The organism is Pseudomonas sp. 5Ae-yellow (assembly GCF_014077575.1).
GTDB lineage: Bacteria > Pseudomonadota > Gammaproteobacteria > Pseudomonadales > Pseudomonadaceae > Halopseudomonas > Halopseudomonas neustonica.
On record NZ_JACGWE010000069.1, the window covers coordinates 1 to 9,123 of the forward strand.

Here is a 9,123-nt window from a genome sequence, read left to right on the forward strand (position 1 = left end):
CTGCGGCTGCTTGCAGATTAAAGCCAAAACCTATTGACCTGCCCTAGGCAAACGCCACTCTCTTCCAGCTTCCAGCTTCCAGCTTCCAGCTTCCAGCTTCCAGCTTCCAGCTTCCAGCTTCCAGCTTGCATAGCTGCTTATTCCTTAGCGCTTTATGTGCTAAATAAAACCGTCTAAAGAGCTTATTGTTCTATCTAAAGCCTTTCTGTAGGCTGACTCCACTATTTCTCAATGTCAGCCTGTTTCTGGATAGGCCTAGGAGTTTGGGTATGTTCGATAAATTAACCGTGGTTGGTCGGCTAAAAAGCCTGGCTAGCGTAGTGGCCGTAGGTACAGGTTTGATCATCACTCCGGTTCAGGCTGCTGATCAGGAAATTCTTAACTCGTCCTACGATATCGCCCGTGAGTTGTTCTCTGCCTATAACGAGCAGTTTGTGGAATATTGGCAGGGAGAGACCGGAAACACCGTGGAGATAAAGCAATCCCACGCTGGCTCATCGCGTCAGGCACAAGCGATTCTGCAGGGTCTGCGTGCCGATGTTGTCACCTATAACCAGGTAACTGACGTAGATATCCTCCATCAACGGGGTGATCTGATTCCGGCGGATTGGCGTGATCGTCTGCCCAACGCAAGCTCGCCGTACTACTCCACGATGGCTTTTCTGGTTCGCAAGGGTAACCCCAAGAACATTCAGAACTGGGATGACCTGGCGCGTGACGATGTCAGCTCGGTAATGCCTAATCCCAAGACGTCAGGTAATGGCCGCTATAGTTATCTTGCCGCCTTGGGTTACGCGCAAAAGGCTTACCCAGGTGATGAGGCCAAGGAAGACGCCTATCTGAAGTCGTTCCTGGGTAATGTTGCCGTATTCGATACCGGTGGACGTGGTGCAACCACCACATTTATTGAGCGTGGTATTGGCGACGTGTTGCTGACCTTTGAGTCTGAAGTTAACAATATCGTCGCGCAGAACCCGGATGCGGGATTTGAAGTTGTGGTACCCAAGGTAAGCTTTTTGGCCGAGTTTCCGGTTACCTGGATCGACCGTAACGTTGAGCGCAATGGTACCGAGGCTGTGTCAAAAGCCTACCTTGAGCATCTTTACAGCGAAGACGCTCAGCGTTTGATTGCCGGGTTCAACTACCGCGTTCATAACGAAACGGTTAAGCAGGAGTTTGCCGATCGTTTTCCTGACCTTCAGCTGCTGCCGATCGAAGAGATTGCCGGTAGTTGGGAGAATGCGATGAAGGTGCATTTCGCCAGTGGTGGTAAACTGGACCAACTTCAACGCAGGTAATCGAATCAGTTCATGAGTACATCTTTAGCCGGTTCTTCATCGGCAGATAGAAATAAGCCCGGCAAGCGCGTCTTGCCGGGCTTTGCTTTGAGTTTGGGTATATCACTGCTGTTCATCGGGTTGGTATTGCTGCTGCCATTGACGGGTTTGATCATGCAGACCTCAGGCATGAGCTGGGCCGAGTATTGGGCGGTTATTACTGACGAGCGAGTTGTCGCCTCTTATAAGGTTACGCTTTGGGCTGCAGCCATTGCCTCTGTCTTCAACGGCATTGTTGGTCTGCTCATGGCGTGGGTTCTGGTGCGCTACGACTTCTGGGGTAAGCGCTTGGTCGATGCACTTATGGACCTTCCCTTTGCCCTGCCTACTGCCGTTGCCGGCATCACGCTCGCCGCGCTTTTTTCGGAAGGAGGCTGGTATGGCCAGTTTCTGACAGAGCTGGGTATCAAGGTGGCCTTTACGCCTTTGGGCATCGTGGTTGCAATGTCTTTTACCAGTTTGCCCTTTGTGGTCCGGACGGTGCAGCCGGTGCTGGAAGACCTCCCGACAGAGGATGAGGAGGCGGCCGTTAGCATGGGGGCAAGTGACTGGACGGTGTTCAGGCGTATTCTGTTTCCCTCTCTCTGGCCGGCTTTGATGACTGGCGTAGCGCTCTCGTTTACTCGCAGTCTGGGTGAGTTTGGCGCGGTGATCTTTATCGCCGGCAATATGCCCTACGTGAGTGAGATCACCAGTCTGATGATATTCGTCCGCCTGCAGGAATATGACTATGCGGCGGCCAGTGCTATCGCATCGGTCGTGCTTATGGCGTCGCTATTACTGCTGCTGGTAATCAATTTGTGGCAGGCGCGTTACCTGCGCCGCCTGCAGGGACGGTAAGACGTTATGAGTCGTGTCAAATCAAGCCTTCGTATCGGTGATCAACCCTGGGTAAAGTGGAGCCTTATTGGCTCTGCGCTTACGTTGACCCTCTTGTTATTGGTTATCCCGCTGATATTGATTTTTAGCCAGGCGTTCGCCGACGGCGCGGATAGCCTCTGGGCTAATTTGACTGACACCTATACGCTAGAGGCGATTGCTCTTACGCTCTTTGTCGCCGCCATGACGGTGCCCATCAACCTCGTATTCGGTGTATTTCTAGCCTGGTTGGTTACCCGATTCGAGTTTCCGGGCAGGAAGGTATTGATCACCCTGATCGACATCCCCTTTGCCGTTTCTCCCGTCGTTGCCGGTTTGCTTTACCTGTTGCTGTACGGCAGCAATGGTTGGCTTGGTGGTTGGCTACTGGACCAGGATATCCAGTTGATGTTTGCCTGGCCTGGCATTGTCATGGTCACCGTCTTCGTCACCTGTCCCTTTGTCGCAAGGGAGCTCATCCCTCTTATGCAGCAGCAGGGTAGGGAGGAGGAAGAAGCGGGTGTCGTGCTGGGTGCCTCGGGCTGGCAGCTTTTCCGTAAGGTGACATTGCCGAATATTCAGTGGGCTTTGCTCTATGGCGTTGTGCTTACCAACGCCCGCGCAGTTGGCGAGTTCGGGGCTGTGTCTGTGGTATCCGGTAATATTCGCGGGGAGACCAATACCTTGCCGCTTCACGTCGAGCTGCTTTATCAGGATTACAACGTGGCGGGCGCCTTTACCAGTGCCTCCCTGCTCGCAGGCATTGCCTTGCTTACGCTGCTGGTCAAGAGTTTTGTCGAGTGGCGACAGGAGCGTCAACGCGCGCCGGTATCAGATCAAACGGACAGTCTTTGATGAGTATCAGGTTAGAAGGTATCAATAAGTACTTCGGTCAATTTCAGGCGTTAAAGGATATCTCGCTGGATATCCCTGACGGCCAACTGACCGGCTTACTTGGCCCTTCGGGGTCGGGTAAAACGACGCTGCTACGGATTATCGCCGGTCTTGAGTCTGCTGAGCAGGGCCGGATCCTCTTTCATGGTGAAGATGTAACCGATTTGCACGTGCGTGATCGCCGTGTCGGGTTTGTGTTTCAGCACTACGCGTTGTTTCGGCATATGACGGTGGCGCAGAACATTGCGTTTGGTTTGGAGGTCATGCCCAAGGCGCAGCGGCCTGGCGCGGCGGAAATTCGCAAGCAGGTTGGTGAGTTGCTAGATATGGTGCAGTTGGCTCATTTGGCCTCACGCTATCCGGCGCAGTTGTCAGGTGGACAGAAGCAGCGCATCGCCCTGGCTCGTGCCCTGGCGATGAAGCCGGAGATACTTTTGCTTGATGAGCCGTTCGGGGCGCTTGATGCCAAGGTCCGCAAGGATCTTCGACGCTGGCTGCGCGCCTTGCATGATGAGTTGCATTTCACCAGCGTTTTTGTGACCCATGATCAGGAAGAGGCGCTGGAGTTGTCCGACAGCGTCGTGGTAATGAGTGCCGGTAAGGTCGAGCAGGTGGGTGGCCCGCAGGCACTCTATGCGCAACCGGAAAGCCGTTTTGTGTTCGATTTTCTCGGCCACGTCAATGTGCTGGATGGTCAGCTGGCGCAGCAGCGCATGACTCAGGGTGATGCCTGGGTTCAGCTGCCAGGGATGCTTGAGTGCTCTGGTGAGGCGCAGCTCTACTTGCGGCCCCATGAAGTGCGGCTGCAGGACTGCCCTGCGCCACATGCGAACCTGCCGTTGCGTATTGAATCCATCAGTTTGATTGGTGCAGAGGTACGACTTGAGTTAGCGCCCTGTGGTTGGGTGGCGCAAGAGCCATGGGAAGTGGGTATTAGCCACGTCGAATTCAATCGCTGGCAGCCGCAACGCGGAGATCGTTGCTATGCTGTGCCTGATGTTGGGCATTTGTTCGATGTTCAGCAGGCACGGCCGCGCACCCTGAGTTGGGTTAACGACTGAGTCGGGGCGGGTCTGGCTTCACGGTGGAGGCTTGATGAATCCTTATGAGCGCTTTGTACTACCGCGGTTGATAGATGTTGCCTGCGGGATGGGTGATGTCATGGCGCGCAGGGCTGAGTTGGTGCCCCGTGCCCAAGGTGAGGTTCTTGAGGTGGGGATCGGCACCGGCCTCAACCTGCGCTATTACGATGCGAGCAAGGTCCGGCGCATTGTGGGAGTTGATCCTGCGGCCCAAATGCAGCACCTGGCGCGCCAGCGCGCAGCGCAGATCAGTATTCCAGTCGACATGGTTGCGGTGGGCGCGGATGGTATTGATGCGGCGGACGATTCCTTTGATTGCATTGTCATGACGTTCACCCTGTGCAGTATTGTCGAGCCGATAGCTGCTCTGACGGAAATGCGGCGTGTGCTAAAGCCAGGTGCTGAATTGCTGTTTTGTGAGCATGGTTTGGCTGCTGACTCAGCGGTGCAGCGCTGGCAGCACCGATTAACTCCCTGGTGGAAGCCAATCGCTGGTGGTTGTCATCTTAACCGGAATATTCCAGAGCTGTTGACCCAGGCGGGCTTTGTGTTGCCGGAGCTGAGTGCTGAATACATCCCGGGACCACGCCCAATGACGTACTTGTATCAGGGCGTCGCCGTCAAAGACTAAATCCGTCTGCAATATACTCGGCAAGACACTCGGTTATGGGCGTCTGTGCCAGATTGTTACGCAGCAGCACAATGCTGGCTGAGGGCATTAACGGTAGCCCCAGCTCGCTGCCGATAATCTCTATTCCTGCTGGAATCAGGCTCTCCAGTTGCGCGGTCACTGCCAGTCCTGCGCCCACTACCGCCATAATCGCGGATAGGCTTGGGCTGGTGTAAGCCAGTCGGTAATCGCGTCCCATGGTCTCCAATGCGTTGCATGCCCACTCCCTGCAAAAGCAGTCACTGTTGAACATGGCCAAAGGTAGGCTTGGCTGTTCGTGCAGAGCAAACCCCTTGGCTTGTGCCCAAACCAATTTCTCCTGACGTAGCAGCTGTCCTATCTCAGTCCCCGGTTTACGGGTGACTATGGTCAGGTCGAGATCTTTGCGCTGCAGCAACTGGTAAGAGGGCTCGCAGTGCAGCTCAACCTGTATCATCGGATAGCTTTGCGCGAAGCGGGCGAGAATACTGGGTAAAAAGCGCATTACATAATCGTCTGGTGTGCCAATCTTGATAGAACCGACCATATGCGGTTCGCGCAGCGTACTAATGATTTCGCCTTGCAGTTTGAGAATTCGACGTGCGTAGCTGAGTAATACCTGGCCCTCGGGGGTTAGCTCCAGTTGACGGCCGACACGTTGAAACAGGCTGCGCTTTACGACGTCTTCCTCCAGTCTTTTCATCTGCATGCTGACCGCCGACTGGGTGCGATTCAGTGCCTCGGCGGCACGGGTGAAGCCGCCCTGGTCAGCTATGGCGACGAAGGTGCGCAGGAGTTCACTGTCAATCGTGGGATATTCGGCCATTGATCAATTCCTGAGATGTTTTGCATAAGAAACATTCGTTGGATTGATATTAATTCAAGTTCCAAACTTCCTCTACCGTCATGGAGGAAGTTGCTATGAAAGCCAGCTCGATATCTATCCGTGTTAGAGCGCTACCGCTAAAGATTGTGCGTAATCGTTTGCAGGCCCTTGCCTTTAAGGCGTGGCTCAAGCTTCGACGCTGGCAACGGGTAAGCTATGAGCGCCGCCTGCTGCTGACCATGTCTGACGCGCAAATGAAGGATATTGGTGTTTCGCGGGCGGAGGCTATGAACGAGGCTGCGCGGCCATTTTGGGACGATAAGGCCTGAGGATAGCGGCATCGCCGCCGCACCGGTATGATGTGCGGCTTATTCATCTGGATGCCGCTGACTCATGTTGCACGAGATTCTAGCTCTGCTGGCTGATGGCCAATTTCACTCGGGCGAAAAGCTTGGGGCGCATCTTGGTGTCAGTCGTGCGGCCATATGGAAGGCGCTGCAGCCGTTAGAGCTGCAAGGCTTTCCGATTCATCGTGTCCGTGGCAAGGGCTATCGTATTCCGGTTGGTGCGGTGCTTCTTGACGGCGACGCCATTCAGCAGCAGCTGTCTGCGCAATGCCGCGATCGCTGGGATTGGCATCTTTACCAGCAGATAGACTCAACCAATGCCGAGGCGCAGCGCTTGATTGCCGCGACGGGTGTGAGGCCTCTGGTAGTGGTCGCCGAGCAGCAAGCAGCCGGTCGCGGACGGCGTGGGCGGTCCTGGGTTAGTCCATTCGGGCAAAATCTATATGTGTCTTTTGTTGAGCCGGTCAGCGGCGGGGCTCAGGGCTTGGAGGGCTTGAGTCTGGTAGTCGGTTTGACCCTGGTGCAAACTCTGGAGGCGTGCGGCTACCAGGGTTGTCGCTTGAAGTGGCCAAATGACGTACTGCTTGATGGCGCTAAGCTGGCTGGAGTATTGCTGGAAATCTCGGGCGACCTGACCGCTGATACGGTGGTGATTATCGGGGTGGGAGTGAATGTCCTGATGGAGTCTGATGACAGCATAGATCAAAGCTGGACCTCGTTGCGCCGTTCGGGGCAGAGGGGCGAACTCGATCGCAACCGGATCGTCGCCACTTTCGCTAGCGGTTTGGCTGATGCTTTGGCCTTATTTTCCCGTTCCGGCTTTGCTGCATTTCAGCAGCAGTGGCAAGGCTATGATGCGTGGCTGGGTGCTGATGTTAAGGTGATTTCCGGCAGCAATGTAATGGCCGGGCGCAACCTGGGAGTGAATCAACGGGGCGCGCTTCGCCTGCTCACTGAGGATGGTGAGATGGACGTCAGCGGTGGTGAAGTCAGCTTGAGGTTGGATCATGCTACTGGAGCTTGATTGCGGTAATACGCTGATCAAATGGCGGCTTCTGGATCGGCAGGGGCGAGTCCGTGATCGCGATATGGCGCCAGATCTGGTTGAGCTTCAGTGCTTGCTGGGTGGTCAGGAGCGAGAGATTATGGGTTGTCGCCTGGTTAGTGTCAGGTCGCCTGCCGAAACCCAGGTCGTTATGGATCAGCTAACCAGTTGGCTCAAGCTGCATCCGGTACTGGCAAAGAGTCGTGCTGAGCTATCCGGTGTGCGCAATGGCTATGTAGATCACGGCAAGTTGGGTATGGATCGCTGGCTCGCGTTGGTGGCTGGTTATAATCACTGTCGACGGGCCTGCGTGGTCATCGATCTGGGTACCGCGGTAACGGTCGACTTCGTTGATGCCTCCGGCCAGCATCTGGGGGGATACATAGCGCCGGGTAGCAAGCTCCTCAGAACCAGCCTGCAGCGACATACTCGACTTATTCGATATGATGAATCATTGCGCGGGGACCTGTTGCAACCTGATCCGGGCACGAGTACCGCTGAGGCGGTAGAGTTTGGATGCGATCTTATGCTGGTCGGCTTTGTTCGCGAGCAGTTGAAGGTGGCCCGGCAGATCCTGGGCGACGAAATGGTTGTGATTCTCACCGGGGGGGATGCCGAGCGTATGGCGGACGCGCTGCCGGAGACCTGTCATACGCTGAATGATCTGGTGTTCGACGGCCTGGCGCTGGCGTGTCCTGTGGAGATTGATTAATGCGCTCGCTGTTCCTCTTCCTGCTGTTGTTGAACGTGCTTTACGCGCTATGGCAGTGGCAGGTTGGTGGCTGGCAAGTGCCGGCGACGGCGGGGCCAGTGTTGGAGCAGCCGTTTAGGGTTACAGATTCCACGGTGTCGGATGCTGCACCGCTTATTCAGCGCGATGAGGCGCGTTCAGGTTTGCAGCCGGCAACAGAGTTTGTCACTCCGGTCGAGTCGACGCCGGCGCTGTGCGTTATGCTCGGTACCTTCGCCAATAGGGCTGAGGCTGACCAGCTCAGGCAGCGCCTGCTTGCCCTTGATGTTGCTGCCGAGCTGGTTGCGCGTGAGGAGGTAACCACCACCGACTACTGGTTGGTGATGGCTGTGAGCGGCGGTAGTAAGGGTGCTTTGGCCAGGCTGTCAGCTCTGCAGGAAAGGGGGGTCGATAGCTTTCTTATCACTCGTGGGGATTTGGCGGGTAACCTGTCGCTTGGGGTGTTCAGTCAGCAGGACTATGCTGCGGCGCGCCAGGCTCAGCTAGCGACCGAGGGCTATCAGGTTGAAATTAAAGCGGTCGAAAAGACCCGTGAGCAGTATCTTTTGCAGGTGCCTCCGCGGTCGAGGCGTCTGCTCGATCAGGCGATGTTAACCCGTTTGCGCGCCGACTTTCCTTCCATGCAGCATCAGTATCAGGCATGTGATGGCGTTGCCAAAGGTAGCGACATACCCTAGAATGGCGCCCGCTCAAGCGGATGATAGTGTTCGCGAGCGCTTTTATGTGTCTTGGGCTCCCTTCAAGTGGGTGTTTTTGCTAATAAAAGTGTTGACAGGGTGGCGCCAAGTGATGAAAATGGCGCCTCTTTTACGGAGGGGTTCCCGAGCGGTCAAAGGGATCAGACTGTAAATCTGACGGCTTAGCCTTCGAAGGTTCGAATCCTTCTCCCTCCACCAGATTTAGCGTTAGCCAGGTACTTGGCGGGTATAGTTCAACGGTAGAACCTCAGCCTTCCAAGCTGATGGTGCGGGTTCGATTCCCGCTACCCGCTCCAGCTTGGCAATGCAATGATGTAAAAAGCTCATGTAGCTCAGTTGGTAGAGCACACCCTTGGTAAGGGTGAGGTCAGCGGTTCAAATCCGCTCATGAGCTCCAGTATCAAGGCAGATATGCAAATATCTGCCTTTTATTTAATGGTCGCGTGACTCGCGCATTGCTCTCACGAATAGGGGATCTCTCGATGGCTAAAGAGAAGTTCGAACGTAGCAAACCGCACCTGAACGTAGGCACCATTGGTCACGTTGACCATGGTAAGACTACTCTGACAGCTGCATTGACCCGTGTTTGCGCCGAAGTTTATGGCGGTTCCGCTCGCGCTTTCGATCAGATCGATA

The 9,123-nt window shown here is 55.3% G+C and carries 11 protein-coding genes and 3 tRNA genes; 13 read left to right on the top strand and 1 reads right to left on the bottom strand.

The annotated features are described in order from the left end of the window. Positions 1 to 269: 269 nt before the first annotated feature. Genes cysP through H4J77_RS18670 form a run of 5 tightly spaced genes read left to right on the top strand, consistent with a single transcriptional unit; the run spans position 270 to position 4,802 of the window. Entirely contained in the window at positions 270 to 1,298 is a 1,029-nt protein-coding gene (gene cysP / locus H4J77_RS18650) for a thiosulfate ABC transporter substrate-binding protein CysP (RefSeq protein ID WP_182249949.1), read from the top strand. A gap of 12 nt (positions 1,299 to 1,310) precedes the next feature. Further along, positions 1,311 to 2,177, top strand: a complete 867-nt coding sequence (cysT, locus tag H4J77_RS18655; protein WP_182249951.1) for a sulfate/thiosulfate ABC transporter permease CysT — start codon at positions 1,311 to 1,313, stop codon at positions 2,175 to 2,177. A 6-nt stretch (positions 2,178 to 2,183) separates the two neighbouring features. Beyond that, on the top strand, positions 2,184 to 3,050 hold the full coding sequence (gene cysW, locus H4J77_RS18660; protein WP_123890091.1) for a sulfate ABC transporter permease subunit CysW: 867 nt from the start codon (positions 2,184 to 2,186) through the stop codon (positions 3,048 to 3,050). Then, positions 3,050 to 4,150: a sulfate/molybdate ABC transporter ATP-binding protein gene (locus H4J77_RS18665; RefSeq protein ID WP_123890093.1), complete on the top strand. Its 1,101-nt coding sequence runs from the start codon at positions 3,050 to 3,052 to the stop codon at positions 4,148 to 4,150. Before cysW ends, H4J77_RS18665 begins: the two co-directional genes overlap by 1 nt. 34 nt (positions 4,151 to 4,184) lie before the next feature. Then, on the top strand, positions 4,185 to 4,802 hold the full coding sequence (locus tag H4J77_RS18670; protein WP_182249953.1) for a class I SAM-dependent methyltransferase: 618 nt from the start codon (positions 4,185 to 4,187) through the stop codon (positions 4,800 to 4,802). Here the strand turns inward: H4J77_RS18670 and H4J77_RS18675 are convergent. Continuing rightward, on the bottom strand, positions 4,792 to 5,646 hold the full coding sequence (locus H4J77_RS18675; protein WP_182249955.1) for a LysR family transcriptional regulator: 855 nt from the start codon (positions 5,644 to 5,646) through the stop codon (positions 4,792 to 4,794). The genes H4J77_RS18670 and H4J77_RS18675 overlap by 11 nt on opposite strands. Before the next feature lie 95 nt (positions 5,647 to 5,741). Between H4J77_RS18675 and H4J77_RS18680 the strand changes: the two genes are divergently transcribed. The 8 genes from H4J77_RS18680 to H4J77_RS18715 form a co-directional block, all read left to right on the top strand. Beyond that, the gene (locus H4J77_RS18680; protein ID WP_182249957.1) at positions 5,742 to 5,975 is read left to right on the top strand and encodes a DUF1127 domain-containing protein; all 234 of its coding nucleotides are present in this window, start codon (positions 5,742 to 5,744) and stop codon (positions 5,973 to 5,975) included. A 67-nt stretch (positions 5,976 to 6,042) separates the two neighbouring features. Beyond that, positions 6,043 to 7,017: a bifunctional biotin--[acetyl-CoA-carboxylase] ligase/biotin operon repressor BirA gene (birA, locus tag H4J77_RS18685; RefSeq protein ID WP_123890169.1), complete on the top strand. Its 975-nt coding sequence runs from the start codon at positions 6,043 to 6,045 to the stop codon at positions 7,015 to 7,017. Continuing rightward, on the top strand, positions 7,001 to 7,750 hold the full coding sequence (locus H4J77_RS18690; RefSeq protein ID WP_123890101.1) for a type III pantothenate kinase: 750 nt from the start codon (positions 7,001 to 7,003) through the stop codon (positions 7,748 to 7,750). The genes birA and H4J77_RS18690 overlap by 17 nt, the downstream gene beginning before the upstream one ends. Next, the gene (locus H4J77_RS18695; RefSeq protein WP_123890104.1) at positions 7,750 to 8,466 is read left to right on the top strand and encodes an SPOR domain-containing protein; all 717 of its coding nucleotides are present in this window, start codon (positions 7,750 to 7,752) and stop codon (positions 8,464 to 8,466) included. Before H4J77_RS18690 ends, H4J77_RS18695 begins: the two co-directional genes overlap by 1 nt. 134 nt (positions 8,467 to 8,600) lie before the next feature. Next, a tRNA-Tyr gene (locus H4J77_RS18700) sits at positions 8,601 to 8,685 on the top strand. Between the two features lie 24 nt (positions 8,686 to 8,709). Then, positions 8,710 to 8,783 (top strand) — tRNA-Gly (locus H4J77_RS18705). A 25-nt stretch (positions 8,784 to 8,808) separates the two neighbouring features. Continuing rightward, positions 8,809 to 8,884: transfer RNA gene (locus H4J77_RS18710), tRNA-Thr, on the top strand. Positions 8,885 to 8,969: 85 nt separating this feature from the next. Further along, positions 8,970 to 9,123 (top strand): GTP-binding protein (locus tag H4J77_RS18715; RefSeq protein ID WP_259364927.1); only part of this gene is annotated, 154 nt, incomplete at its 3' end.

Coding starts and splice junctions, on each gene's coding strand:
- H4J77_RS18690 (WP_123890101.1), top strand. CDS start 7,001: ATGCTACTGGAGCTTGATTGCGGTAATACGCTGATCAAATGGCGGCTT.
- cysW (WP_123890091.1), top strand. CDS start 2,184: ATGAGTCGTGTCAAATCAAGCCTTCGTATCGGTGATCAACCCTGGGTA.
- H4J77_RS18680 (WP_182249957.1), top strand. CDS start 5,742: ATGAAAGCCAGCTCGATATCTATCCGTGTTAGAGCGCTACCGCTAAAG.
- cysP (WP_182249949.1), top strand. CDS start 270: ATGTTCGATAAATTAACCGTGGTTGGTCGGCTAAAAAGCCTGGCTAGC.
- cysT (WP_182249951.1), top strand. CDS start 1,311: ATGAGTACATCTTTAGCCGGTTCTTCATCGGCAGATAGAAATAAGCCC.
- H4J77_RS18695 (WP_123890104.1), top strand. CDS start 7,750: ATGCGCTCGCTGTTCCTCTTCCTGCTGTTGTTGAACGTGCTTTACGCG.
- H4J77_RS18665 (WP_123890093.1), top strand. CDS start 3,050: ATGAGTATCAGGTTAGAAGGTATCAATAAGTACTTCGGTCAATTTCAG.
- H4J77_RS18675 (WP_182249955.1), bottom strand. CDS start 5,646: ATGGCCGAATATCCCACGATTGACAGTGAACTCCTGCGCACCTTCGTC.
- H4J77_RS18670 (WP_182249953.1), top strand. CDS start 4,185: ATGAATCCTTATGAGCGCTTTGTACTACCGCGGTTGATAGATGTTGCC.